The sequence below is a fragment of the Nitrospira sp. SG-bin1 genome (assembly GCA_002083365.1).
In the GTDB taxonomy this organism is placed as follows: Bacteria; Nitrospirota; Nitrospiria; order Nitrospirales; family Nitrospiraceae; genus Nitrospira_D.
Genome location: LVWS01000047.1, coordinates 71,621 through 98,177 on the forward strand (window position 1 = coordinate 71,621; position 26,557 = coordinate 98,177).

The following is a 26,557-nucleotide window of genomic DNA, read 5'->3' on the forward strand; positions in this document are numbered from 1 at the left end:
CCTATGAGCTGTTTGGAAACGCAGGGTAGGCTGTAAGAACTCGAACGAGTGCTCGACAAACATTTCAGGACAGAGCAGCCCGCCTCCACTGAGGCGGCGGGCTTGATGTGAACGAGGCAGGGCTTCTTACAGGGCCATCATTGAAGGGAATTGGCGAAACCGCTGTGGGTAATCTCAGCGCGCACGCGGTCCCCGACCTTCTTGCTGCCGCGCAATTGTTTGGTTTCTCGGCTGATGTAGAGCTGAACCTGATTGCCTTCGTAGTCTTCAACCGTGTAGACATCGCCCTTGATGTGCTTTATTGTCCCCCCGATGGTCTTCCACGCCGGACCAGGTTTCCGGTCCGACAGGTTCGCGTTGTAAGAGGAGGTTGTTTCCCGTGTTGCTACCGTCACCTCAGCCGCAGCTGCGGCTGACGAATAAGTACCGGACTTCTTTCCGTCCTTGGGGCTTGCGGTTGCTGTGAGAGGGCCGGACACGCATAGAACCGTTAGGCCACCAAGGATAATTGGGAGGAAATTCCTGTGATTGGTGTGCATTATGTACCTCCTGGTAGAAAGCCATAAGTGTTGAACCATTGTTCACTCAGCAAAGGATATGCCGGTTGAGCAATCGGGCCATCGTATGACTCTCAATACGTTATGAAACAAGCCCGATGAAGCGCCTGGACTCATAAGGAGTTCAGGGGAAAAAACGGCAAGTGATTGAGCAAAACTGCACGACAACCGCCTGGCCGGCTTATGTTGATACAGATTGAACGATCACAGTACGGTGAGACCAAGCAGCTCGACGGGGTCCCGTTAGAAAAACATCAACGGCCGAGTCTTTTCCGAGCTCTCTGTGGAGGGTTGACGAATCTGATTCAGAAGCGACCGCTTTTAGCAGTATTTCAAGCCAACCTCCGTTGTAATTCTTCCTGTGGGTACTGCAACCTTCCCCTGAACGTAGGCCGGTATGAGATGTCACGGCAAGAGATCCGGAACGTCTTTGCCGGCCTGTATAGAGAAGGTCTGCGTTTTGTGTTTGTGCAGGGAGGAGAACCGCTGTTGCGACGTGATTTGCCTGCGATTCTTCAAGACTTAGTTGAGATAGGATTTCGCCTCACGTTGATTACGAACGGAACGAAGCTGACCTCACGCCTTGTGCAGCAATTCGACGATCTCTCGGTGTCCCTCTCGATCAGCCTCGATACCCTGGATCGCCACACGTACGAACGTATCCGGGGTACCGATCAACTTCCCGCGGTTCTTGCCGGCCTTGATCTCCTCCGGCGCTATCGTCACCCGAAGTTCCTGACCTGTATCGTCAGCGAGATGAATCGAGATACGGTGGAAGAAGTTGTGAGCTTCGCTAGGCGGCACGGGTTTCTACCGGTCGTGGGCGCGTATCATTGGGATGTTGGGCTCTATGGAAAGCAGAATCCTGCGTTGATGTACGACCGTCAACAGGCTCGGCTGGTCTTCGAACGATTGCTCGAGAGCGATGCTCTTCCTCCAGGCTATCTGCGGCGATATGCGAAGGACAATGTGGCATGGCTCCGTGGAGAATCCCTGAAGCCTTGCGATGCCGGGCGGTACAGTATCGCGATCGATGCCTCCGGCAATGTCTCACCCTGTTTGTCACTTCCAGAAGCCGGGAATCTTCTCCATTCATCGCTCAGTGAAATACTTGGACGGTTCGATCGACAAGCGATTCAGCATTGTTCCGATCGGTCGTCCTGTAACAGACTGGATGGGCGCGTCATCGGGTCGCTCCTGCGACACCCCATCGCAGCCTGGCAAACACCGGTGACATGGTAGGTCACGAGAGGGTTGTAATGCGGTGGATCATCCCGATGTTCGTCCTCGTTCTCACAGGCTGCTCAACCGTTCCCACGTCGTTTACGCCGACAAATCCTCTGGGGCCCGGTGAATTCTCGCACCGATTGCTCGGTCAAGTCGTTGCGTCGCATGTGAAGGATGGCGTCGTCGACTATCCGGGTATTCAGGCAGACGATCGGTTTCCGGCCTATCTTGCCATGCTTGATCGAGTGGATCCGAATGCCCTGCCTACCCGCACCGAGCAGTTGGCCTTCTGGATCAATGCCTATAATGCCTTTGCCGTCAAGGGCATCCTCGATCGGTATTCGCCTGTGACCTATGTGGGGCGCTACCGTTATTTCATCGGGCGGGACTATCGGGTCGGAGGCGCCACCATCAATCTCTATGATCTTGAGCGCCGGGTGTTGATCAAGCAGTTTCAGGAACCGTTGATCCATTTTGCTATTGTGTGTGCGTCTACCTCTTGTCCGAAGCTCCAGCCCTGGACATACGAACCGGATCAGCTTGATCGCCAACTTGATCGGGTCGCCAGAGAGTTCATCAACGATGCCACGCGCAATCGCTTCGACCGTACGAAAAAAATTGCATCGCTCTCGATGATCTTCAAATGGTTTGAAGACGATTTTGCGAAAGCCGCCGGATCGGTACCGGCCTACATCGCTCGCTACGTGAGCGACCCTGAACTGGTCCAGGATTTGATGCACTCGGACTATCGTATCGAGTATCTCGACTACGACTGGAGCTTGAACGGCATTCCGCCGAGGGAGACGACCCATGCTGGTCAGTCATGATGAGAGAGAGCCCATCGCCAGGCTCCTGACGTTTTTAGAGCACGGCGAACGGATGGCCCATGAGTGCGCACAGGCTCAAGCCGCATTGTCCGACGATTCCGGGACACGGCGGTTTCTACTGAACCAAGCCAAACAAGAAGCGATGCATGCGCGCGTCTTTCGGGGAGCCATTGCCTGGCTTGCACCGAAACACCTTCGTGATACGCCGGTTCTTCCCGCCTTGGAAGGCTATCGCAAGATTCTGGACAATGCGCTGGCCCGCCGCGATCTCACGGAGACGTTCCTTGCCGAGCAAGTGGTTCTCGAAGGCTTGGGCGAAGCCATTCTGACGCGGATCGAACAAGGGTTGGTGAAGCGGGCGGCACCGTTCGGACGACTCCGTCGGATTTTGCTTCATCAGGAAGAAGCGCACCATGGGTTTGGCCGACGCCAGCTCGAACAGGCCATTGAGCGCGGTGAAACGAATGCGCAGGATCTCGGGCGACGGGCGCAGCAGTATCTTGCGTTGACCGATTCCATGGTCCTCACCCTCTGTGACCTGTTTGACAGCATCGATGAAGACGCCACGGCATGGGCGCACGATGTGCGGACATTCTTGCCGGACTGGTGTTCGGCATGATTACGGTCGTTATTCCAGCCTACAATGAGGAAAAGGCATTGCCGTCCACCTTGCACGCACTGCTCACACAGCCGGGCGAATTCGAGGTGATCCTGGTCGACGGCGGCAGCACCGATCACACATGCGACATAGCTCGTGCATCGCCCAGTATTCGACTGCTCACAGCACCGAAAGGTCGTGCCTCACAGATGAATGCCGGCGCCAAGCAGGCGATCGGCGAGTGGCTGCTCTTCCTCCATGCCGATACGCGGTTGCCGATCGGTGCCATCCGGCGGCTCAATGACATGGAGAGCGATCACGCGATTCAGGCCGGCGGCTTCATGCATCAGTTCTCCGGTGAGGACTGGAGGCTTCGTTTCATCTCGTTCTTGGATAATTTTCGCTGCACCCGCAGCCGGATTATTTATGGCGATCAAGCGTTGTTCGTTCGCCGTGCTCTGTTTGACCACTTGGGAGGCTTTCCTCATCAGCCGATCCTGGAAGATGTGGTGTTTTGTGAACGGCTGCTCAAGGTAACCACGCCGCTTTTACTTTTTCCTCCAGTCGTCACCGATGCGCGTAAGTTCATCAAGATGGGCATTTGGCGGAGTTTCCTCCGCGTATTGCTCATCATTCTTCACGTCGAATACCGCCTGCCGGTGCTTCCCCGGGGTTTTTTTCAAGATGTGCGGTAAGTGAACCTACTAGTCGACCCTAATTACTTCTTGAAATTTTCCTGGGTTCGTTTACATTACGCCCGCTGATTCGTCTAACCGCAGTGGCCAACTTGCACCCTGGCCGGTCTTAGTCAAGTCGGAGGCCATGACCTCCGACGCTGCAAGGTTCGGCGCATAGTGCTCTCACATTTTATATCTTCCCCAGGAGGTAGGCATGAGAAGACCTGTCCGCTTTAGTGTTTCTGTGTGGTTCGCTGGGATGCTCGCATTTGCCGCCGTGAGTTCAATGACCAGCACTATCCAGGCAGGCGACCCACGCATCGAATTTGAGTTGACGGATGAGCCGGGGGCTTGGTTCCACAATGCTGCGGGACCGGTCGCGGGCTTTCGGTCATTGGCTGTCGCCACACCAGGAACGGAGGTGCGATTTACGGGGAAGTCCAATACCGTGCACACCCGCACAAGCCTGATTTTTCCGACAGGCGCGATCAACATGCCGTTCGATACCCCGCCACGGAAGGGGTCAGACGAAGTGATGCTCCATACTCCCGGGCTCTACGTGTTCACCTGCAAGATTCACCCGTATATGTTTGGCGCGGTGATCGTGGATGATCCGGCCACGCCGGGATTGGACCTTGGCGAGCAAATCTCATTGGTTACCTTCCCATCAGGGGTAGGCGTACCGACGACCAGTAATCTAGCGGCCAGACTGTTGCGGACATTCTTTATTGCGACAAATCCCTCGAACTGGCTGGACTACACGACCCCCGGCCCGTGGCACATCACCTATCCAAGCGTGGACGTCAGGGCTGCCGGTGGGGTGGTGGTCAATCTCGATACGTACCTGAGCACCATGGTACCGGGTATCCAAAATGATGGGCCGAAGGCGGGGTTATTCAAGCCTAGCAAGAATGCGGTCGGGGAGATCTGGGTCGATACACAGTTCGAGAAGACCAGGGGAAAAAGTAAACCGGGCACGGCGACGGCCATCAGCGGACAAACCTGGCAGGCGACACGCAAGGTGGCGCTGCCTCAAATCAACATGAACAATCCCCACAATATGTGGACGGACCGGAATCAGAATTTGATCTACCAGACGCAGTGGTTCGACAGCAAACTGACAGTTTTCAACCGCACAACAGGGCATTTTATCAACAATATCTCCGTGGGTGAGTCGCCCTCTCACGTCATGACGCGCGTGGATACGGATCAACTGCATGTAGCCCTGAACGGTTCGACGAATAGCGACTCCGTCGTAGAGCTGGCCCCATTGGCTCGCAATGTCGAACGCCGCATCAACATTGGAGCTGGCACTCCCCATGCACACTGGATGGGGCATGATGGGAAGTTGATGCTGACGCCAAATGCCTTTACGGCGAACAGCACTCAGTACAACTTTGCAAATAACCGCATCGATGCCATTCGTCAGACCGGCAATCTGCCGATTGCGACTGGGATGACGCCGGATTCGAAGAAAGCCTATGTGGCCAGTCTGCTTGATAGCACCATTACCGTCATCGATACTGCGGCACAATTGCCGATTAGAACGATCGATTTGCTGGCCAACTACAATGCCATCACCGGTGCCATCAGCGGTCCGGTCGGTGCATTGCCGATTCAGACTCCGGTCAGCCCAAATGGAAAATCCATGGTTACGGCGAATACGCTCACCGGGACGATCACCATTGTCGATCCAGTCACGGATACGGTCGTTGCCATGTTGCCGTGCGATCCAGGCTGCCATGGGGTGCAGTACGGCGCAAAAAATGATCCGGTCAATGGTGGCTACTATGCCTATGTGTCGAGCAAGTTTTCTAATAGCCTCATCATCGTCGACCCGGATCCTGACAACGATGGCAATCCGTCCGATGCGACGATCGCTGGCCGCATTCTCCTGACGGCGACTGCCGCCACGGCAACGGATGATACGATCACCGGCCATCGAGGGATGGGCGGCCAGGGGATTCTTACCATTCCAGTCGTCTACAACGGATGGGTTCAGAATCTTCCAGACAACTGGAAGAAGCAGCTGGCTCCGTCTCATCTCAATCCGATCCCGTAATCGCTTGATCGGTCCAGCCTGAGTGTCACTCAGGCTGGACTGTGTCTCCTACTTTCGCAGGCAAAAGCTTCCTGGACACCCCGTTTACTATTTGTTGTCCTCTCCGTCTAACCAAGCAGACTAGGTTGGAAGGAGAGGTTTATGCACGCATTCAGTTCAAAAGTGAGCACGGCTGTCCTATCGGCGGCTCTGCTGTTCACGCGCATTATCACACTCGGCGCCTGGCAATGGTGCCCGGCGCGGGTCACCTGGTCGGCGGATGTCCTGGCCGAGGAGCCACGACCATCGAGAGTCTTACTCGACGGAGCAACCAAACCAGCAATCGTAATAATCACCATTCAACGAGGAATACGCCATGAGTACATCGCGACGCGTCTACAGTTTCGTGAGCGTGATTGGATTCGCAGGATTCCTCGCCGCTTGTGGCAGCGACGGAGCGCCCTCTGTATCGGCCAGTGGATCGGGAAGCGGATCAGGAAGCGGTTCCGCATCGGCGTCCGGCACGATCACCGGATTTGGGAGCGTCATCGTCAACGGCAAGAAGTTCGAGACGAGCAGCGCGTCGTTCTCCGTCGACGGCCAAGCCGGCAGCCAAAACGATCTCAAGGTCGGGATGACGGTGACGGTCAACGGCTCGTTCAACGGCACTCAGCGGTCGGCCGACACCGTTCTCCAGAAAGACGCGGTCGAGGGACTTGTGCAGTCGGTAGCCGCGGATGGTCTCAGTCTGATCGTGATGGGGCAAACGGTATTGGTCGACAACAGCACGCTGATCGACGACGACATTCCTGCGCGGAATGTTCTGAATCTTGTGGCTGGGACGGACCACGTTGAAATCAACGGCCACATCCGCCCGAACGGCGTCATACAAGCGACGTTCATCGAAAAGAAGCTGATCAATGTCACACCGGAGGTGCACGGGTTCGTCACCAATCATAACGATGCAGCCAAGACGTTTCAGATCGGCGCGCTCACGGTGAACTATGCGACGGCCCTGATCAACGACATGCCGAATCCGTCCAGCACCGGTTGGAACGATCTGTTGGTGGAAGCGAAGGGGGCCGTCTTTAACGCTCCCGCGACGACGCTGACCGCGATCAAAGTCGAGCCGGAGAACCGGGGCCTGGGGAATCAGGTCGACGAATTCGAAGTCGAGGGCTACGTGACCCAGGTGCGTGGGGCCGGTAGCTTCTTCATCGGCAATACGCAGGTGCAGACGACCGGGAACACGGAATTCCGCGGGGGCACAGGCGACGAGATCGTCGTGGGTGGGAAGCTGTCGGCGGAAGGCCGATGGGAGAACGGGGTTCTCATTGCCAAGCATGTCAAGTTTCACGAGAGTGTGCGGTTGGAAGGCGATATCGCAGCGATCGGAACGAATTCCATGACCATCAGGGGACTGTCCGGTATTACGGTTACTGTGAATCGCCAGACCGAATTCAAGGCCAGTGGTAGTGGAACCTCCGACAACCTCAGTGATTTGGCGGTCAATGACCATGTGCGTGTGCGGGGACGAGTGACCGGTCCTGATACCGTGGTTGCGACGCGCATCCAACTGCGTTCAACCGATCGAGATGTGGATCTTCAGGGGCCGGTACAATCGATCAATGGGAATGTCATCGTGATCTTGGGCGTGTCAGTCGATATAAGTACCATCAATCATTTTGAGAGCGTGAGCGGCACATCCATGAGTCGTGCAGGCTTCTTGGCTGAAGTGCGCGTCAACTCACTGGTGAAGGTCAAGGGCGTGTTGAGCGGAGCGACGGTCGTATGGGAGGAGGCAGAATTGGAAGATTAATTAGGCCCCTATCAGGTCGCAAGCTAGACTGTGGTAACTGATGCAAAAAGGAGAGTAATGATGAACCGTCTCAGCTGGAAAGAAATCATTGTCGGGACTCTCGCGGGACTCTCGATCATGGCCTCACCGACTGTCGTCCAGGCGACACGCTCCCCTGAAGAACCGAAAGTGCACGCTGACAACCGAGGGCCTGGCTCACTGAATAGTGATCATGGGTCCCTGCACAGTGGTCGGGATAACAGAGGTCCTGGAACGAGACAGGGTTGGGACCATACGGTTGTGGCTCAAGCCGATGATGTACGTCAGGAAGATCGCCGCCAAGACCGACGGGTGGACAGAAGAGAGGACCGGCGGGAAGATCGCCGGATGGATCGTCGGGAAGATCGGAGGCAAGACAGGCGAGAAGACCGTAGAGAGGATCGGCGGATGGACAGGCAAGAGAATCGTCGGGACAATCAGAGGTCGAACGCAGGCGGCGAGCTCCGTGGATTGGATCGGGCGGACCATGTGGCCGGCGAACATGGTCATGATGGGAGAGATCATGCCCGGATGATGCAGATGGACAGGCCGCACCGACCGGAACGGATGGAACGGATCGAGCGACCCGAACGCCTGGAACGTCCAGATAGACCGGAACGACCGGAGAGACCGGAGCGGTCCGGCAGGAACTAAATTCTCTCATAGTGCGATGCAACAGTGTAAACGGCGCCGGGGTGGTCTCGGCGCCGTTCTGTTTTGACATCGAGTGGTTCTCCAGATCGTCTTGATCAGATCAGACTGAGGTTGATTTCGTGCAGAAGGGGTGGTGAATGGGATGCAGAGGGTGAGTGTGATCGTGATGACAGTGGGGTTGGCCGTAGTCGTTGGATGGTGGGGAGAATATGTATTGGCAGCGGACCCTGCAGACAAAAGACCGCAGCCCTTATCCGAGCGGAATTGGCAGATAGGATTGACTCCCAGCTACAGCAGTGGAAACTTTGGCACCAATACCACGAGCGAGTTTGTGTACGTGCCCTTTTCGCTGCGGCGGTACTTTCGAGACGGCGATGTGGCGGTGGTCATTCCGTTCGTGTCCGTCACCAGTGATGGCACGGCGACGTTGGTCGGAGGGCAGCCCATTCAGACGTTGCCTGGAAGATGTCTCAAAAACAGTGGTACAGAAATCGATACCGACAAACCGGAATGTCTTGCCCTGCTCAGCGCTGGCCAAGGAGTTGCCGGACAAGCAGCACGGAAGGTGACCAATTCTGGCCTTGGCGATGTCATCCTCAGAGGGCGCTACTATCTGGTTGAAGAACGTAACTATGTGCCGCTTATTGCCATTACCGGACGGCTCAAGATTCCAACCGCGAGTGAAGGAAAGGGGTTAGGAACCGGTGCCTTTGACCATGGGTATGGGATCGAAATGTCCAAGCTCATTGGGGAAAAATGGCTGGCATTTCTGGACGGTGGGTACAACTTCATCGGGAATCTTGATGGCGTAGAGTTACAGAATCAGTATTGGTATGACGTGGGGGCCGGGTACTACTTCACGAAGACCCTCTTGGCAAGCGCCTATTTCGAAGAATATCGCGCTCTGGTACCCGGCCTCGTGAATATTCGTGATTTCTTCTTTTCGATGAATTACAAGGCTTCTGCCGCATGGAGATTCAACGGAGGTGTGGCGGTCGGTGTGTCGAATGGTGCACCGGACTATGTCGTTTCGCTCGGCTCCAGCTACCGGTTTTAGTGGTCTTCACCCTGTCCCGAGGCGGTTTACGCACCTCTAAACGATACGTCTAATGAAGCAAGTAGGCAAACGCAGGCGGTCCTGTGGCATCGGACTAGGCTAACGGGGGACAGAGCATGCCACCGGATCAACATGCAGGACTTGAGGACGCCCAACTGGTCGCCCGCAGCCTCAAGCAAGACCATGAGGCATTCGGACGACTCATCGACCGGCATGCGTCCACGATCATCAATCTTGCCTATCGGATGGTGGGAAACCAGGCGGAAGCGGAAGATCTGGCGCAAGAGGCATTTCTCACGGCCTTTAAGGCGCTTTCGACGTTCCGTGCGGACTCAAAGTTTTCAACGTGGTTGTATCGAATCGCGGCCAACAAGTGCAAAGACTGGTTGCGGGCCAGACGGCCGGGGCTGGGACAACATGATGTCGACATCGAGGAGACGCTGGATCATCATGTGTTTCAAGAACAGACGCCTGAACACCTCCTGTCGCAGCAGCAGGTTGCTCAGGAGTTGGAACAGGCGATTCAACGGTTACCCCCTCTCTATCGTGAGGCATTCGTGCTGAAACATGTCGAAGGATTGAGTTACGAGGAGATGGAGGAAATCCTGGGAGTGAACGGGGACACGTTAAAAATGCGTGTCTATAAGGGACGCCTACAACTCAGCCGTGAATTGGCGTCTCTCAACCCTTCTCGATAACAGCGCATGAATCAGTACGGTGATCATATGACTGAACAAGAGCGGTGGATTCAACGATTTGTAGATCGTGATTTGACCCCCGATGAACGGGTGGTCTTTCTGCAAGCGGTCGATGCCGATCCAGCGTTGCGTCGACGATGGCTTAATCTTGAGCTGGTGGCGGCGGAATCGGCGCAGTTGCCGAGAATCGCTCCATCGGCCAGGTTCTTTGCTGAGTTGAAGGCAAAAGTTGCACCATCTCCTCCAAGGTGGTGGGAACGCTTGTGGGCAGCCATAACCGTGCGACGGACCTTAGAGTGGAACCTCGCCGGTGCAGTCGCAGCGGCTTGCGTCGCAATTGTGGCGGTCGTGGGACTGTACACGGTGGCACCTGATCGAGTCGTTGAAGCGCCGGTCGCGATAACGCCGGCCCGGACGATCGCAACCGATACGAGGCAGGAGCCGAGGGTATTCGTCCGATTGGTTCTGCTGCAACCGGGGGCCCATTCGGTGTCTGTCGCAGGAGACTTCAATGGATGGAATCCCGCGCAAACGCCATTGCAGAAGTCCGACGGCGGAATGTGGACCGCCACCATCCCACTGAAGCCCGGTCGTTATCAATACATGTTCGTGATCGACGGCAAACAATGGATGGCCGATCCGCTGGCGTCTGAGGAAACCACCGATGGATTTGGCGCGCAGAATGCAGTGCTCGATGTGGACACTTAACTTTCACGGCAGGTCCCTTGCAACGGTTCGAATCCTTCAGTACTCTCCCGCACATGGGAATGAAACTGAATGGGTTGTTCATTCAGCGATCTTGGAGGAGTCTCATGGCGGTCCTGCTGCTGTGTGGTCCCTTGGCGTGTGTCACACCTCCGACGACGAAACCAAGCGTGCCCACGCCACTGGCTGGAGCTGTGCGATTCACGGTGTTTGTGCCCGGCGCCAAACAGGTGTTTCTCGTCGGATCCTTCAATGACTGGACCAAGGGAACGACGCCCATGAAGTGCATGGACGGTTCCTCCCTCTGGTCGGTGGATGTACCGCTGACACAAGGGGAATACACGTTCATGTATGTGATCGATGGAACTCGATGGATGACGCCTCCGCAGGCCGAGGATTTTATCATCGATGGATTCGGGCACACCAACGGAGTCGTGATTGTGCGGTGAGACGATGAAGACGCGAGGCGACATAATGATGGCAGTGATCGTAATGGTGGCGTTGACCACTGCCTCGGTCCGGGCCGAACCGCTTTCGGTTCAGGACCGGGAAACCATCACTCGGCTTGGCTCGATGCGAGGCCATCCGGCAAACGAGATCACCCCCTTGCTCGATCAAGTCAGCAAGGCCGGCGACCGGGGGCTTCCCACCGAATCGTTGCTAAACAAGGTGAAAGAAGGACTGGCGAAGGGCGTCGAACCTAAGCGTATCGATCCGGTGTTGCGTCAGATGACGTCGCGACTTGAATCCGCCCATGACGCCTTGGAGGAGGCGAAAGGCCGAGGTATAGCGGAGGGGAATCGGCAGCGTGCGTTGGAGACCTTGGCGGAAGCGTTTTCGCGTGGTGCCACGGTCGATGAGGTGCGCGAGCTCAGTCGATTGTCGCAAGAAGGCCGCCACAAAGTGACTCAGGAAGAGATCGCAGCCGGTGCAAAAGGCTTGGCCGTGATGAAAGAGGGCAGAATTCCGTCCAAAGACGGAACAGCTTTGGTCGGCGAAGGGATCAAGCAGGGATATCGATCCTCCGAGCTTCTGGATCTCGGTCGAGAAGTGAAACGGCGGGGATCGGATTTCGAAGAAGGTCGTGCCAGCCTTCAAACGCTTCGTGACAAGGTCAGTAAAGGGGAACGGAGCGACCGGCTTTTCAAGGACGAGGATCGCAGCGGATCAGGTGGTGGAGACCGCAGCGAACGAGATGCGGGTGGAGAGCGGAGAGGACGGGAAGATCGAGAGGATGCGTCACGAGATCGATCTGAACGGCAAGACCGGTCTGGTGGGCGTAATCGATCAGACCGAATCGATCGTCCTGAAAAAGGAGACCGGCCTGAGAAAGTGGATCGCTCCGAACGTCCGGAACGGCCTGACCGGTCCGGGCATGGAAGAGATTAAGCGGCACAGCCCTGTTCCTGCTTCTCTATTGGCGAGCACACCGACAGAAGCGTCAACTCCGCCATAATCGGGATGGCTCCAAGGCTGAAAAACTGCGAGCTGCGAGCGAGCTTTCATTTCACCCATGAGAAGACCCTGCTAGAATGCCCCTATGGAGGTCATTGCCACGCACAGTAATGCGGATTTTGACGGCCTGGCCTCCATGGTTGCCGCGCGCAAACTGTTTCCCGATGCTAAGTTGGTCTTGCCGGCCGGGGGCCAGGAGGCCGTCCGTAATTTTCTCGCCGTGCATGATCTCGACATCAGCAAACTGAAAGAATTCGATCTCACGCGGATCACCAGGTTGATCCTGGTCGATACCCAAGAGCCAGGCCGGATCGGAACGCTCAAGACGTGCACTGAGAATCCGGCGGTTGAAGTCGTGGTGTTCGATCACCACCCTGAACCGGACTCATCCCTCGCCGACCGTTCGAAACAGTCTGTGATTGAATCGGTCGGAGCCACGACCACGCTTCTCGTCGAGCAACTCCGGCGACGGCATATTCCCGTCACGCCGTTCGAGGCGACCGTGATGGCCCTGGGCCTCTATGAGGAAACCGGGTCGTTCGTCTTTGCCTCAACGACCAGTCGGGATTTTGAGGCAGGCGCCTTTCTCGTTGCAGCCGGCGCGGATCTCAATCTTGTGGCGGAGATCCTGCACCATCCTCTGGATCCTGATGCCGTCGCGCTCCTGAACGACTTTTTGGAACATGGCGACGTGCATTACCTGGAGGGCCGCAAGGTGCTCGTGGCCACGAGCACGGTGGACCGCTGCCGCGGAGAAGCAGCCGGCGTCGTGCATAGGCTCGCTGAATTGCAGGGCGTCGATGCCGTCATTGTAGCCGTGCTGATGGAGGATCGGGTGCAGGTGATCGGCCGGAGCCGACGTCCCGAGATCGACGTCGGCTGGATCGCGCGGGAATTCGGGGGAGGGGGGCACGCCGTGGCGGCAGCCGCCACAGTGAAAGGGCAGACGCTCTCGGAAGTCAAAGAGAAAGTCGTCCGGTTGCTGACCACACGATATCGTCCGACTCTGTTGGCCCAGGACGTCATGACCCGTCCCGTCAAATCAATCGAGACCGATACCAGCGTGGCCGAAGCAGGACAGCGGATGACCGCCTATGGGCTGAATGTCTTTCCAATCTTGGATGAAAAAGGCCGGTACATGGGGATCGTCAGCCGGGAGTCGATTCAGAAAGCCTTGTTTCATCGGCTCGGCAAGATGGCCGTGCGTGACATCATGCAGACCGATGCCTATGTCGCGCAGCCGGACACGCCGTTTCATGAGATCGAAACGGCCATGATGGAGCGCAACCAGCGGTTTGTCCCGATCATCACAGACTCGAAAATCGTGGGCGTCATTACGAGGACGGATCTCCTGCGTACTTTGCACGACGATATGCTGAAGGTCGCTCGGATGCGAACGATGCGTACGAACGACGCCGATACTCAGGTCGAAGGGCCGCGCCGCAACATCAAGGGGCTGTTGCGGAGCCGCTTGCCGCATCGTCTGGTGACCTTGCTGGAAGATGCGGGGCAGTTGGCCGACCGCTGCGAAGTCTCGCTGTTCGTCGTCGGCGGCTGCGTGCGGGACCTGTTGCTGGGCATCCAAAATCTGGATTTGGATCTCGTGGTCGAAGGCGACGGCATCGCCTTCGCGCGCAAGCTCGGAGACATGCTGCACGCAAAAGTCAAGGTGCATGAACGATTCGGTACGGCAATCCTGGTATTGCCGGACGGTTTCAAGCTCGATGTGGCCACCGCGCGGACGGAGTATTACGAATATCCCACCGCCTTACCGACGGTCGAACAGGGTTCCATCAAGAAGGACTTGTATCGGCGTGACTTTACGATCAATGCCTTGGCCGTTCGGCTGAACGGGAAGGGCTTTGGCAATGTGTTGGACTTCTACGGCGGACAACGTGACCTGAATGACAAGATGATCCGCGTTTTGCACGGGCTCAGTTTCGTTGAAGATCCGACCCGCGTGTTTCGGGCGATCCGATTTGAATCCCGGTTCGGGTTTCATCTGGGCAAGGACACGGCGGCGTTGATCGCCGGTGCCGTTAAGATGAACCTGTTTCAACGCTTATCCGGCCACCGTCTGCTGGAAGAACTGAAACTGCTATTGGGCGAGCGGGAACCGAAACAGGCGATCAAACGATTGGCGGATCTACATCTTTTAAAGTTCATCCATCCGAGGCTGAGTTGGTCCGACCGGCTGGATCGGTTGTTGGCTGCGCTCGAAGAAGCCGTGAACTGGTATCGGTTGCTGTACCTTGACCGTAAGATGGACGTCTGGCTGGTCTACATGATGGGACTCCTCGAAGTCTTGCCGGAGCGTGCGGTGAAGGATGTGCTGAAGCGGTTTCCCCTTTCCGAACAGGAAGCAGCCAGGCTCAAAATGGCCCGTGTCGGCTGCCATAACGTGATTCGTCGACTCGCATCGAAGCGACCGGTCAAGCCGGCCGATGTATACCATCTCTTATCAGGTCTATCCGATGAAACGCTTCTGCTTCTCATGGCAAAGAGCAAAGGAGAAACAGTGAAGCGGCAAGTCTCGGCCTTCCTCACGACCTATCAGCATGTGAAGCCGATTCTAACCGGTGCTGATCTGAAAGCAATGGGGCTCAAGCCGGGACCGAAGTTCAAGCAGATTCTTGAGCAACTGCTCGATGCGCGATTGAATGGGGCGGTCAAGACGGAATCTGAAGAGCGGGACAGGGTCCTGAAACTTGCCGGGTTGCAAACGGATGGTAGCTCATCGGAATGATCACCACCGACACTTCGTTGAGCAGCAACAGAGTGGCCACCGCGCGATTCTGTTCGCACGGTTGAATCAACGCGAATAGCGGCACCGGTTGCGGCACGCCGCCTGGCGGTAGGGCGAGCATGGCCGGACAGTCGATCAACAACGAGAGCGTGGTCTGGCTGGTGATGCGCAGTCGAAAGGCCATCAACACATCATAAGTTTGTGTGATTCTCAACCCAAGTCTTTCTCCGGCAAGCAGAATGTTTTTCTCCCCCGACTGCCTGCAGACGAACCTATGGCCGGCTTGACGCTGTCGGACAGCCGCTAGTACTTTGTCAGACAGGAGATCAACCATGGCGCGCATCCAACTCAGGGAATGCGTGAAGCTCGCGGACAGAGAGGGGTATCCCGTTTTCACGTTAGAGGATTGGATCACAGAGGAATATCGACCTGGCAGATATTGTGATGATTGGAACGACAAGAATGCGTGGTTTCGAACGAAGGCAAGACTGGTGTTACACCATCATGCAGAGACAAACAGCCTCGATCCAGTCTTCGTTGTCGACAAGATTCGATAAAATCTGATGAGGTAGAAGCGAAAAATCGCTCAGTTCATCGGAATGATTGAGGCCGAGACTTCGTTGGGCAGTAGCAAGGTCGCCACCGCGCGGTTCTGTTCGTCCGGCTGAATCAACGCGAACAACGGCACCGGTTGCGGCACGCCACCGGGGGGCAGAGCCAACATGGCCGGAAAGTCGATCAGCGGCGAAAGCGTGGCCTGGCTGGCGATGCGCAACCGAAAGGCCATCAACACATCCCGCAACCGCTCAGCCTTCTCTTCTTCCGACATCGACTCAGCGGGTGCGATTCCGACTTCCCAGAGGGGCTTTGTCACCGTGACGGGAAAGGTCAGGCCGAGTTTTTGCGCATCCGTCGACACATCGATCAGGAATCCGGCTTGAATCGCCTGTTGGCGATTCGTGATCAACTGGTTGGCCGGGGCGTCGGCCCGGACCTCCGGCGTCTTGTCCGAATACGTTGGATTTTCGAGTTTCGGTTCTTCCGTGACCGGTAACGTCGTGGCCGTTTCGATCGGCGTGGCATTGTCAGACGTGTTCTGAGTTGTTATCACAACCGGTTCATCCACCTGAAGGGGAAGTACCTGGACGAGACCGTCATAGACTCTTTTGGCTGATTCGGACCATGCGGGGTTAAACGGTCGACCGGAAAAAGCAGCGTCGGCGGCTTTTCGCTCATCGTGTGTCAGAATTCGTGGAGTCCGTGTCGTATCCATGATCATCAGATAAGCCCGGCCTCCCACAAGTCAAGAGCTAGTCAGGCAGACGTTGCCCCTTCGTCTCCGGAGCAAATAAAAGCACAATGAGTCCGAGGAGATAGATGAGGGCGACGGTGCTGGCGGCACGCCCAAACGTGCCCAATGTCGCCACCAGCCAGCCGGTCAGAAAAGGGGAAGCCGATGCCAGGACGCGTCCCGCGTTGAAACAAAAGCCGGCGCCTGTCGCCCGTAAGCTCGTGGGATACAGTTCGGGCAGATAGATCGGAAACCCGCTGAAGATGCCGTTGTTAAAGAATCCTAAGATCGGCAAGAGCATCAAGACGCCGGCGTAGCTCGAAGGGATCAGATACGTGACCGGCAACATGATGAAACTGCCCAGACACATGAAGGCGAAGACCGGCCTCCGTCCGAAACGATCGGCCAGGGGACCGAAGCCAAGGTAGCCGAAGATCGCCCCGGCGTTCAGCGCCATGATGGCGTAGCTCACGTACTTGGAGAGGGAGGCGGGCTCTTGCCCTTTCAAGTCCGGCAACTCACGGATGAGCGTCGGAGCCCAATTCGTCGAACCCCAGAGGCCGAACACGGCAACAAACGCCAGCGCGGAGCCGACCACCGTGGCTCGTCGTAAATCGCCCTTGAAGATCGCCGTGAGGGGAGCGGCTTGCTGCTCATGCGCATGGGTCCAGCGGTCCGGTTCTTTGACCCACCAGCGGACAAGCAGGGCGACGAAGGCGGGAAGGATCCCGATTACAAATAAGCCTCGCCAGCCATAAGTATCTCTCAACGTGAGATTCATCGTGGCGGCCAGAAAAAATCCCACGGCCCATGCCGACTGGAGCATGCCCGCGGCTTTTGCACGCTTGTCTTCGGGCCACGTTTCTGCCACGATTGCCGCGCCTGCCGCCCATTCACCGCCGATACCGAGCGCAGTCAGGAATCTGGATAGGGCCAGGTGCCACCAGGTCTCTGCTAGGGCCGCGGCGCCGGTGAAGACCGCGTAAATGATGATGGTGGCAATGAGGACCTTCGTCCTGCCGAATCGATCGGCCAGGATCCCGAACGTAATGCCGCCGATCGCCCAGCCGATCAGAAAGATGGAAAAGATGATGCCGCCGTACCAGCCGATCTGCTCGGTGGTCGGCGGGCCGCTCACGGTATGCAACAAATCGTGCAAGGCCGGATGCAAGACGATGGCATAAATCGTCGCGTCCATAGCATCGAACACCCAGCCCAGCCAGGCCACGAAAAGCACCAACCATTGATATTTTGTAACGCCGCTCCACCACGACTGTGCCGTCACCGACAAACCTCGCTACCGGGATCCCGCTGTAATTCAGTGCGTTGTATTGAGCAATGAGGACTGAGAACCGAGTGAGTCGCTGATGTCGAATGACCAATAACCAATGGCGACATAAGGCGCAAGGCTAAGGTGGGGTCTCCTCCACTGTCAAGGTGAAGCGGCCAACGCTGCATGCTATAGTCCAATTTCATGGCGCGGATAGATTACTACAGAATTTTAGGCGTCTCTCGAGAAGCATCCGATGAGGACATCAAGAAAGCCTATCGGAAGCTGGTATTCGAGCACCATCCCGACCGGAACCCTCATAAGACGGAGGCCGAAGAGCGAATTCGAGCGATCAACGTCGCCTATGAGATCGTCGGTGATCCTGAAAAACGACGAAGCTACGATCGGTTGTCCTGGGGAGATGAGCCGCGAGCCGCGGCGATCGATCCTGGGATCATTCTCAACGACCTCGAACAGAAGCTGTTCGATGAAGGCCGGAAAGAATTGTTCGCGATCTTAATAAAAGATGTAACACGAGTGAAGGCGGAGCTTGCCATTGTCCGAGAGCGGATTGTAGCTGAGCAGGGGTACGATTCGTTCCTGGAATCAGTCGTGGCGGTGCGGGCGTCTGAAATCATGGGCGAGTTCGTGACGGACGACATGGAGCAGCGGAAACGGCGACTTCTTGAGGTCGCCACGGAAATGCTGGTGTCTCAGGGACTCGCCAAGCGAAGCGATGAAGGAGGAATCCGCTCACTTCGTTCTCGCTTGGAAGAGCAGTTTCACAAAGGTAGGATCCACGGCCTAGCTTCGGCGCTGGAGTTATTCTATGAACGCAAATGATGGGCGGAGTGATGCTAGCTTGCGAGCGGTCCCGACACGAACTTGCCGGCCTTCATCACGCCCATGATCTTGTCTCGGTCTCGCAGCACATCGATCCGTTTGAGCGGGTTTCCTTTCACAATCACCAGATCGGCTTCCATCCCTTTGGCCAATGTGCCGACTAAATCCTGAATCCCGATGAGCCGAGCCGCCGTGGCGGTCGAGGCGACAATGGCTTCCATCGGCGTCATGCCCAACGCGACCATCCGCTCAAGCTCTTGCGCATTGTCCCCATGGTAATTGAACGGAGTTCCGGCATCGGTTCCCATGGCGATGGCGATGCCGCTCCGATGGGCGGCTTTGAAGCTGGCCTGATGACGCTTGGTCATGGATTTGGCTTTTGCCAAGGCGCTTTCCGGGATGCCGCAGCCGGGTCGGCAAGCCGCGGTCGTTGCGAGAGCGGAAAGAGTCGGCACCATATAGACGCCGTGGCGCTTCATGAGCGCTCCAGACTCATCATCCAACAAGGTCGCATGTTCGATCGATCGCACGCCGGCGTTGATCGCGTTCTTCATGCCGGCAGCGCCATGGGCATGGGCGGCGACTCGTTTCCCGGCTTGTTGTGCCGCATCGACCGCGGCCGCCAACTCCTCCATCGTCATTTGGGCCTCATCCGGCGAGGTGCCGGGCGTCAGCACTCCGCCTGAGGCTATGACCTTGATGACTCCGGCTCCGGCGGAGACTTGCTCCGCCACAACCCGCCTGACCTGATCAACGCCTTCCACTTCCTTGCCGATAAATCTCGCATGCCCGCCGACCATGCAGATGGCGAGACCAGCGCCGATAATGCGTGGCCCTGGCATCAAACCCGATTCGACGGCCTGTTTCAGCGTGAAGATCGAATGATCCCGCGAACCCACGTCGCGCACCGTGGTAAATCCGGCGTCAATCGTAGCCTTCGCATGGGTGGCCGACTTCAGCAACGTATAGGACGGCTGTTCTGATTCCAGCGTGCTGACGACATCCGCCTCTCCGCCCAAGCACAGATGGACGTGACAGTCGATGAGTCCCGGGATCATCGAAAGGCCACGGCCGTCGATACGGGCTGCCCCTTTGGGAATTCGAACCTCATCGCTCGGGCCGACCGCCACGATCTTTGAGCCGCGCACGAGGAGCGTCGCACGGTCCTGAACCGCTCCGGTCCCATCGATGAGCCGCACGTGATGAACCGCAATCGTCACAACCTACCGCCCCACGCTATAGATATGCGCCGCCGCTTGCAGCGCGGCCCCGGGAGTGGACACCCATCCGCTGCGAATGCCGATTTCCTCCATCGCGTTCAGCAGAGTCAGCACGTTCGCCTCGGTCGATGATTCTCCCATCAGCCCGATTCTCCAGACCTTTCCCTTGAGCAGGCTAAGGCCTCCGCCGATTTCGATACCGAACCTCTGCAGCAATTGAGAACGCACGGCTGCCTCATCGATGTGTATTGGTATGGTGACGCAGATCAGCGTCGGAAGCCGTCGATCAGGGGGAGGCAACGGGTCCAGACCAAGCGCCATCAGTCCTGCGAGCAGCGCGCGGCTATTCAGTTGATGGCGGGAAAATCGTGCCGGAAGCCCCTCTTCCTCGATGAGACGTAGCGCTTCCCGAAGGGCATAGACCATCGAAATCGGCGCCGTATGGTGGTAGGCACGGTTGTGCTCCGCCCAATAATCCGCGATGAGGGAAAGGTCAAGATACCAGCTTTGGCAGGGAGTGCGGCGGTTTTTGATGACGGACAGCGCGCGCGCGCTTACAGTCAAGGGAGCCAAGCCGGGCGGACAACTGAGGCATTTTTGCGTGGCGCTGTAGCACACATCGATACCCCATTGATCGACTTCAACTGGGATTCCACCGAGCGAGGTGACCGCATCGACGATCAACAGGGCGTTGTACTGACGGCACAGGAGGCCGATCGGTTCGAGGGGTTGCCACGCCCCGGTCGATGTTTCAGCATGCACCAGCACCACAGCCTTCACGGGACTCGATTGCCGAAGTGCCGAGGCAATCATATCCGGTTCGATCACTTGCCCCCATGGTACTTCCAGCCGAATGGCCTTGCCTCCGCAGCGCTCCACCACTGTGGCGACTCGAGTGCCGAAGACACCATTGACACCCACCACAACGGCATCCCCTGGTTCAACAACGTTGACGACTGCCGCTTCCAACCCGGCTGATCCGGTCCCGGAGACGGCGATCGTCAATTGATTGGTTGTTGAGAAGACGCGGCGCAAAAGGGTTTGAATATCGGTCATCACTCCCAAGAATATCGGATCCAGATGCCCGACAAGCGGAGTCGCCAGGGCTTGCAGGACCCGGGGATGCACGAGGCTAGGACCTGGCCCCAAGAGCAATCGTCGTGGGGCGACAAAATTCTCCATCACTACAGGGCTCCTGAAATGTCGCGCGGTTAGTATAGCCAAGTCCGATGGGTAAGGCTATGTGAGAAACTCCGGGTAGGCGTGCTTCCTAGCCACTTTGAGGGGATTTGGTGAGGTGGTGCCCCATGGTATAGTCAGCCCCTCATGAGTGAACAGACCCTTGTGATCGAACAAGTACCGGACCTCCCACGGTGCGACCAGCCTGCAGTCCCCAAATCGATAGCGCCCTATAGCTCTCGATGGTCTCTCATTGTCAGCGGGGTATGCGCCGGCGTTCTGATCGCCGCGCTCGGGGCGGTGCTGTGGTTTTCGGCGACGCTCCCCAAGCTCCAGCGATTTGAGGACCCGGATCACGCGCTTGAACTGATGGTCGGCCGCACGTTGGATGTGCAAGACAGTCTTCGCCATGTGCCGGAATGGCAACGATGGTTGACTGATTGGACGTTGGGCAGCGATGCGGAAACCAGGCGGGAAGCCATCCAGTGGTACCGGGAACTGATAGAAACAACCGATGATCCCCACTCCAAGCTTCGGCTGGCCATTCTCCTCGGGGAGTCCGGACAGGAAGCAGCGGCACTCGTCGAAGCCAAGGGGTGGCAAAACGGTGGTACGTCCGCGTTGCTCTTTGGGCAACTGATCGAAGCGGCTTATGGCCCTCAGCCGCTGGATCGGCCGGGAGAAGCGGAACTGCAGGCCATACTGGCGGAGGCGCTGCCTAGGGGATGGTTCTATAGTCATCTTGCCGGACGGTTGGCACAGCGTGCGGGCCATCAGGATCTCTTGGCGACGATCGAAGATCAACGTCTACACAGCGCTGATCGGACTCAGCAATGGATTCGCCCATTGATCGCCTTCGAGATGGTGAGTTTGGTGATTGGTTCGGTGATGTTGTGGGGCATGTTGAGGCTGCAGGGTCAGCGGATCGACATCTTCCGTCTCCACATACCCGGTGTTCCCCCTCCATGGTCCGGAGAAACAGCCGCCGCGATTCTCCTCCGGGGCGGTGCCTTGGGAGTGGTCATGACCGTAGGGATTTTGTCGACTCCATCCTTTGGGCAAGGGGCGTTGCGCGCAGTGACCATTCCCTTGGCCTATGTCCCGCTGTTGATCCTCGCCTATGTCCAACTGCTTAAGCCGGCCGGTCTGACGTTCCAGAACGGCTTCGGTCTCAAGATCAAACGAGAGCATGTGGGACGCCTGACCGGCACGATCCTCGCGGTTGTCGCAGCCGGTCTGTGGGGTGAATGGGTGATAGGGCGGGCCGCCGAGTACCTGAATCTTACCAATCATTGGACGGAATGGTTTGATCAAGATCTCGTGTGGGGAGGTCCGTCGGCGACAGCCGTGAGTATGCTGGAATATGTCGTCTTTGCCCCCTTTTTCGAGGAACTGGCGTTTCGTGGGTTGCTCTTCGCGATGCTTCGCCGCCGCTTCGCGTTCCTGCCTGCCGCGGCGATCAGCACCAGTCTGTTTGCTCTTGCGCACGGCTATAGCTTGATTGGTTTTCTGAGCGTCTTTTGGAGCGGATTCCTCTGGGCGTGGATCTACGAACGGACGGGGAGTTTGATTCCCGGTATGGCCGCCCACGCCGTGAACAACTTGCTCGTGAGCCTCACGGTGATGGCGCTGCTTCGTTGACCGTGTTCCGCTGTATCAGCTCAAGCCCCTCGAAGAGATCCTCGTAACGCAGGCTTGTCCCATCCGATTTCAGCAACTCGCACAACCGCTCGTTCCTGATCCGCTTTCCGACAGTGGCGGGCTCCTGAGAGTCGAAGGATCGAATGCCCCATCGTTGCTCAACCACCGCACAGATCTCCCTCCAAGTTTTTGGGCTTCCATCGCTGATGTTGTAGACCGTTCCGGGGCCGGCATGTGCCAGCGCCGCAAGGCAGGATGAAGCCAGATCGTCAACATGAATGAAGTTGACATACTTGGGTGAACGGTTCACGCGGCCTGCTTTGATCCACTCGGCAGGATCGCGACCTGGTCCGTAGATTCCCGCCACTCGCAAGACAATGGCTCCATACGTGCTTCGCAAGAGTTCTTCGCCTTGTACCCGTGGTTTTGTCAGATCAATCGCCGCGGTTTCATCGACCCATGGTGGAGGGTATTCGGCAGCGATGCCGATGTCATAGGCTGAGGTACTGCCGAGCACTACCAGCCGGCGGGTTCGTAACGATGCGACATCGGCGAATTGCCGCACCAACTCGATCGGGACGGCGGGAAAACACCATAGGATGTCGGTTGACGGCGGAATCGCCTGCCATGTCTCAAACCGTGCCAGGTCGAATCGTACCCGTTGGTCCATACGCAGATGTGTGAGATGTCGGTCGGGATCTCGACTGCTGGCGAAGACATGAGGGTAGCGGTGCCGCGCGAGAGGCAGGAGAAACTTGGCGGTGTAGCCCGATCCGAGAATGGTGAGTGAATGATGCAAGGCAATCAACTTCCGTGTGGGTCGGCACGCAGTGTGCCAGTGAGAAGCGACAGAGTCCAACAAAAAAATTCATTTTCATTGGTGTACGTATTTTCTCGTGCTATAGGAGGAACAGATCACTCACATCGGAGACGAACAAAAGGACGTCCTATGAACACACGATCGTTGTCATGGCTCGCGTTGCCATTGGTGCTGTTGTCGGCCGGTTGTCCTGAAGGCGGCGGAGGAGAGGGAGGCTTTCAAGGAACATCGGCTGTCCTGTATACGGCCAACGACGGTTCCAATACCATCTCGGGATTCACAATCGGAGCCGGAGGGGCGTTAAGTGCGACCAATCCCGCGACGTTTGGAACGAATAACCCGGAGTGGCTGACGGTTTCGTCAAATGGCCAGCTCCTCTACGCATCGAACCAAGGTAATCACACGATATCGGGTTTCACCGTCAACGGAACAACCGGAGTGTTGACATCCATCGGAACGCCAACGGCTGTCCCGGGGACCAATCCGTCTCCGCGCGGGATCACCGTCACACCGAATCGGCAGTTCCTCTATGTGGCGAACAGTGCCACAAATACCGTCGCGGGATTCTCAATCGGGGCGGGAGGTGTTTTGACCGCGACTGCTCAAGGCACTATCGGGACAGGTGGGACCTTGGCGAGAGGGATTGTGGTTGCACCGAACGGGCAATTCCTCTATGTGGCGAATTCCGGAAGTAACACGATTTCCGCCTTTACAATCGGTGCGGGCGGGGCTCTCACCTCATTAGGCACAGTTTCGACTGGTGCTGGATCCGCTCCCGAGGGATTGGCGATATCTCCCGATGGCGCGTTTCTGTTTGTGGCGTATCAGGGAACGGACCGCGTCGCGGCTTTTGCCATTGGAGGCGGGGGAGCTTTAACCCCAGCTGTTCCGCAAGCGAGTTTTCCGACAGGGACTGGTGGCGAAGGTCCGCAGAGGGTGGCCATCTCACCGAATGGATCTTTTTTGTATGCCACGAATACCGCCACGAACGAGGTCGCCGCATTCACTGTCGGCAGCGGCGGTCAGCTCACGCTGCTGAACCCTAATACAAGTACCGGGGCAGGCACGACCCCGATCGGCATTACCATAGATCCTACAGGCCAGTTTTTGTATGTGGCGAATAGCGGCATGAATGAAGTCCGAGGCTATAGGATCGGAGCGGGGGGTGCGTTGACGCCAACAATCCCAGCTACCTTCTCAGTGCTTCCACAGGTTCCCATAGGAATCGCCACGCCGGGTCGGCCCTAAACCTTTTCTGAAGATAGATCGGTGTTCGTGGGTCAAGCAATGGTCAAGCAATGCATCAGGAAGCCCAAAACGGTCTCATTAAGCTACGTCTTTGCGTTTGAGCAAATCCGCCAGCTGGGCGAAAGGAGTGAAAGTTGAGGGCCGTTCTTGTTCCAGCCTCCGTGGCGCCTCATCGGACTGGTCCACTAGCAGATGCCGCTGATGCTCGTTGTCGTGGCAGTAGAGACAGAGCAATTCCCAGTTGCTGCCATCGAGCGGATTGTTATCATGGTTGTGGTCCTTATGATGGACCGTGAGCTGATTCAGTTTCTTGCCGTCAAACTCGCGTCCGCAGTGCGCGCAGATCCATGGAAAGAGTTTGAGGGCAAGGGCTCGATAGGACTGCTTGTCAGGATGGGCGGTCTTCCGTGCCATGAGAGCCTCCACGAGGTCGGCGACTCAGCACGTGCTTATTGTACACCAGGTTTTGGACTAAAGCATGCCACACACGGGAATATGGACCGAGAACGCAATCAGGTGTAACGCCCTTTGATCCTTCGTCGCGCTCAATTACTGTACGGTTCTTCCGTTAAGCTCGCCGGGAGCACTACCAAACCTCGTCATGCGCATCGTGGACCCCACTCTGCCGTAGGTCATACGGCATATCGGTAACCATCATTTTCCGCGGGCCTCCATGAATGCCTGTCTCCTTGTAGTGAGGGACAATAAGGCCGCATGCTGTTCCTCAACCAGGGAGTCCCGGACACCGTGCTTTTCCCTTTCGCAATCGTACACACGGCGAAGGGCGACTTTTTATACAATCCAAAACGATTTCCTGCCGTACGAACACCCATTGATTTGGATCTCCACCTCGTGGCGCCCGCGAAAGAGTTTTCGCGTCGTCATATGCTCGCGCAGCAGGTGACGTTTTGTGAGAGTCATGCGCTCGGCCTTGGGCAGCAGGAACTTCTTGAGCTTGAAGACCTTCCGGCCGTTGAGCCGCCCCACGTGGTTCTGAAAATACAAGACGTAGTCGGCGATAAGGTGTGCCGCCTCCCCAGCGCAAAGGGTAAATGAAAACTCGAGGGCGGTATTCATGTGGACGGTTTCGGGTACGATGAAGTCCGAGACGCGCACATCGGGCTTAGGTGAGACACCCAAGAGCCGCATGGCTCGAGGGTGGCCGCCCTTGATGAGCGTGCGTAGGGCATGGCTGATGATAAAGTCCATTTCCTCCGGCGTTTGTCGCCTGGATCGTTTCCAACGTTCAAGAGTCTGGAGCGCAAGGTCAGGAGCAAGTTTAGAAATATCGTTGATGTGATTGGCCACCGAGCGAGTGACGAAACGTGTCCGGTCGGAGAAGAGGGTGTCAAGGAGGGGGATCGGAGCGGTGATGGGGATGGCGATGGACTTTGACCATGGCAGTTTCGGGCGCGTACCTTCGCTGCAGAGCCTGCGGACATGATAGTGCCGGTCTCTGCTCCATTTGGACAGCACACGCAATGTTTCGTCGGGAAACGCGTTGATGAAGCAGCGTATGGCGTCCTCGACGGAAAAGCGCATGGTGAGTTCGCGGAGCGCGTGGAGTGACACGCGCAAGTCTCTCTTGCTGCAGCCGTTTCTGGCCACATATTCCGCGTATGACGCGTAGATAAAATCGCCGAAATCGTTGTCGGAGAGAGTGGGATCATTGGGTGCCGGGAGCGAACGAAGAAGAATATGAACCGCCTGACGATAGTTACTCGGAAGGTGGAGCCTTAGACATTCTGCAATCCACGCAATGCGAGCTTTGAGTTCAAGCTCGGGAAACTTCTTGATTGCATCGCGAACGAATGTCTCGGCATGAAAAGACCGATGCGCGCCATGTAATTCAGCCGCGATCTGTTCAACTTTGGTTTTATTGAAGAGCAAGTCTTTGAGCAAGACCGCTTGAGCCATGTGATTACCTGCTGATGAGAAACGGCACGATGACGCCTGTGCACATGGG

The 26,557-nt window shown here is 56.9% G+C and carries 24 protein-coding genes and 1 pseudogene; 17 read left to right on the forward strand and 8 right to left on the reverse strand.

The window, feature by feature from the left end; translation table 11 throughout:
• Positions 1–137: 137 nt before the first annotated feature.
• Positions 138–539: a hypothetical protein gene (locus A4E19_11010; protein OQW30076.1), complete on the reverse strand. Its 402-nt coding sequence runs from the start codon at positions 537–539 to the stop codon at positions 138–140.
• 201 nt (positions 540–740) lie between these two features.
• On the opposite strand from A4E19_11010, the gene A4E19_11015 reads away from it, so the two are divergent.
• The 14 genes from A4E19_11015 to A4E19_11080 all read left to right on the forward strand — a co-directional run bounded on the left by A4E19_11015 (position 741) and on the right by A4E19_11080 (position 15,636).
• Positions 741–1,799 (forward strand): hypothetical protein, encoded by a 1,059-nt coding sequence (locus tag A4E19_11015; protein OQW30077.1) that lies wholly within the window; start codon positions 741–743, stop codon positions 1,797–1,799.
• Positions 1,800–1,816: 17 nt separating this feature from the next.
• Positions 1,817–2,611, forward strand: coding sequence for a hypothetical protein (locus tag A4E19_11020; GenBank protein ID OQW30078.1), 795 nt, complete (start codon positions 1,817–1,819; stop codon positions 2,609–2,611).
• A complete protein-coding gene (locus tag A4E19_11025) occupies positions 2,595–3,230 on the forward strand; it encodes a hypothetical protein (protein OQW30079.1) in 636 nt (211 codons plus the stop codon). Before A4E19_11020 ends, A4E19_11025 begins: the two co-directional genes overlap by 17 nt.
• Positions 3,182–3,904, forward strand: a complete 723-nt coding sequence (locus A4E19_11030) for a hypothetical protein (protein OQW30080.1) — start codon at positions 3,182–3,184, stop codon at positions 3,902–3,904. The genes A4E19_11025 and A4E19_11030 overlap by 49 nt, the downstream gene beginning before the upstream one ends.
• A gap of 196 nt (positions 3,905–4,100) precedes the next feature.
• On the forward strand, positions 4,101–5,948 hold the full coding sequence (locus tag A4E19_11035) for a copper oxidase (GenBank protein ID OQW30081.1): 1,848 nt from the start codon (positions 4,101–4,103) through the stop codon (positions 5,946–5,948).
• A 355-nt stretch (positions 5,949–6,303) separates the two neighbouring features.
• On the forward strand, positions 6,304–7,746 hold the full coding sequence (locus A4E19_11040; GenBank protein ID OQW30082.1) for a hypothetical protein: 1,443 nt from the start codon (positions 6,304–6,306) through the stop codon (positions 7,744–7,746).
• Positions 7,747–7,957: 211 nt separating this feature from the next.
• Positions 7,958–8,299 (forward strand): hypothetical protein, encoded by a 342-nt coding sequence (locus A4E19_11045; GenBank protein ID OQW30083.1) that lies wholly within the window; start codon positions 7,958–7,960, stop codon positions 8,297–8,299.
• A 261-nt stretch (positions 8,300–8,560) separates the two neighbouring features.
• Positions 8,561–9,475 carry a hypothetical protein gene (locus A4E19_11050; GenBank protein OQW30084.1) on the forward strand — a complete coding sequence of 305 codons (915 nt, stop codon included), beginning with the start codon at positions 8,561–8,563 and terminating at the stop codon, positions 9,473–9,475.
• 116 nt (positions 9,476–9,591) lie between these two features.
• The gene (locus A4E19_11055; GenBank protein ID OQW30085.1) at positions 9,592–10,173 is read left to right on the forward strand and encodes a hypothetical protein; all 582 of its coding nucleotides are present in this window, start codon (positions 9,592–9,594) and stop codon (positions 10,171–10,173) included.
• A 6-nt stretch (positions 10,174–10,179) separates the two neighbouring features.
• A complete protein-coding gene (locus A4E19_11060) occupies positions 10,180–10,881 on the forward strand; it encodes a hypothetical protein (protein OQW30086.1) in 702 nt (233 codons plus the stop codon).
• A gap of 104 nt (positions 10,882–10,985) precedes the next feature.
• Positions 10,986–11,327: a hypothetical protein gene (locus A4E19_11065; protein ID OQW30087.1), complete on the forward strand. Its 342-nt coding sequence runs from the start codon at positions 10,986–10,988 to the stop codon at positions 11,325–11,327.
• 4 nt (positions 11,328–11,331) lie between these two features.
• On the forward strand, positions 11,332–12,267 hold the full coding sequence (locus tag A4E19_11070; GenBank protein ID OQW30088.1) for a hypothetical protein: 936 nt from the start codon (positions 11,332–11,334) through the stop codon (positions 12,265–12,267).
• 151 nt (positions 12,268–12,418) lie between these two features.
• On the forward strand, positions 12,419–15,079 hold the full coding sequence (locus A4E19_11075) for a hypothetical protein (protein ID OQW30089.1): 2,661 nt from the start codon (positions 12,419–12,421) through the stop codon (positions 15,077–15,079).
• 332 nt (positions 15,080–15,411) lie between these two features.
• Positions 15,412–15,636 (forward strand): hypothetical protein, encoded by a 225-nt coding sequence (locus A4E19_11080; protein ID OQW30090.1) that lies wholly within the window; start codon positions 15,412–15,414, stop codon positions 15,634–15,636.
• A 29-nt stretch (positions 15,637–15,665) separates the two neighbouring features.
• Here A4E19_11080 and A4E19_11085 read toward each other — a convergent pair whose 3' ends face one another.
• Both A4E19_11085 and A4E19_11090 read right to left on the reverse strand, forming a co-directional pair.
• Positions 15,666–16,358, reverse strand: a complete 693-nt coding sequence (locus A4E19_11085) for a hypothetical protein (protein ID OQW30091.1) — start codon at positions 16,356–16,358, stop codon at positions 15,666–15,668.
• Between the two features lie 31 nt (positions 16,359–16,389).
• Positions 16,390–17,655 (reverse strand): MFS transporter, encoded by a 1,266-nt coding sequence (locus tag A4E19_11090; GenBank protein ID OQW30092.1) that lies wholly within the window; start codon positions 17,653–17,655, stop codon positions 16,390–16,392.
• Between the two features lie 189 nt (positions 17,656–17,844).
• On the opposite strand from A4E19_11090, the gene A4E19_11095 reads away from it, so the two are divergent.
• The gene (locus A4E19_11095) at positions 17,845–18,483 is read left to right on the forward strand and encodes a hypothetical protein (GenBank protein ID OQW30093.1); all 639 of its coding nucleotides are present in this window, start codon (positions 17,845–17,847) and stop codon (positions 18,481–18,483) included.
• Positions 18,484–18,497: 14 nt separating this feature from the next.
• Here the strand turns inward: A4E19_11095 and A4E19_11100 are convergent, their stop codons facing one another.
• Both A4E19_11100 and A4E19_11105 read right to left on the reverse strand, forming a co-directional pair.
• Positions 18,498–19,682 carry a hypothetical protein gene (locus tag A4E19_11100; protein OQW30094.1) on the reverse strand — a complete coding sequence of 395 codons (1,185 nt, stop codon included), beginning with the start codon at positions 19,680–19,682 and terminating at the stop codon, positions 18,498–18,500.
• Positions 19,683–19,706: 24 nt separating this feature from the next.
• Positions 19,707–20,885 carry an alanine--glyoxylate aminotransferase gene (locus A4E19_11105; GenBank protein ID OQW30095.1) on the reverse strand — a complete coding sequence of 393 codons (1,179 nt, stop codon included), beginning with the start codon at positions 20,883–20,885 and terminating at the stop codon, positions 19,707–19,709.
• Positions 20,886–21,029: 144 nt separating this feature from the next.
• Between A4E19_11105 and A4E19_11110 the strand changes: the two genes are divergently transcribed.
• Positions 21,030–22,523, forward strand: coding sequence for a hypothetical protein (locus A4E19_11110; GenBank protein ID OQW30096.1), 1,494 nt, complete (start codon positions 21,030–21,032; stop codon positions 22,521–22,523).
• Here A4E19_11110 and A4E19_11115 read toward each other — a convergent pair.
• Positions 22,498–23,331, reverse strand: a complete 834-nt coding sequence (locus A4E19_11115; protein OQW30097.1) for a hypothetical protein — start codon at positions 23,329–23,331, stop codon at positions 22,498–22,500. The two genes, A4E19_11110 and A4E19_11115, sit on opposite strands and share 26 nt — an antisense overlap.
• Before the next feature lie 141 nt (positions 23,332–23,472).
• Between A4E19_11115 and A4E19_11120 the strand changes: the two genes are divergently transcribed.
• Positions 23,473–24,591: a hypothetical protein gene (locus A4E19_11120; GenBank protein OQW30098.1), complete on the forward strand. Its 1,119-nt coding sequence runs from the start codon at positions 23,473–23,475 to the stop codon at positions 24,589–24,591.
• A 78-nt stretch (positions 24,592–24,669) separates the two neighbouring features.
• Here the strand turns inward: A4E19_11120 and A4E19_11125 are convergent, their stop codons facing one another.
• The gene (locus A4E19_11125) at positions 24,670–25,005 is read right to left on the reverse strand and encodes an HNH endonuclease (protein OQW30099.1); all 336 of its coding nucleotides are present in this window, start codon (positions 25,003–25,005) and stop codon (positions 24,670–24,672) included.
• Positions 25,006–25,716: 711 nt separating this feature from the next.
• Positions 25,717–26,508, reverse strand: a pseudogene (locus A4E19_11130) (hypothetical protein).
• Positions 26,509–26,557 lie beyond the last annotated feature (49 nt).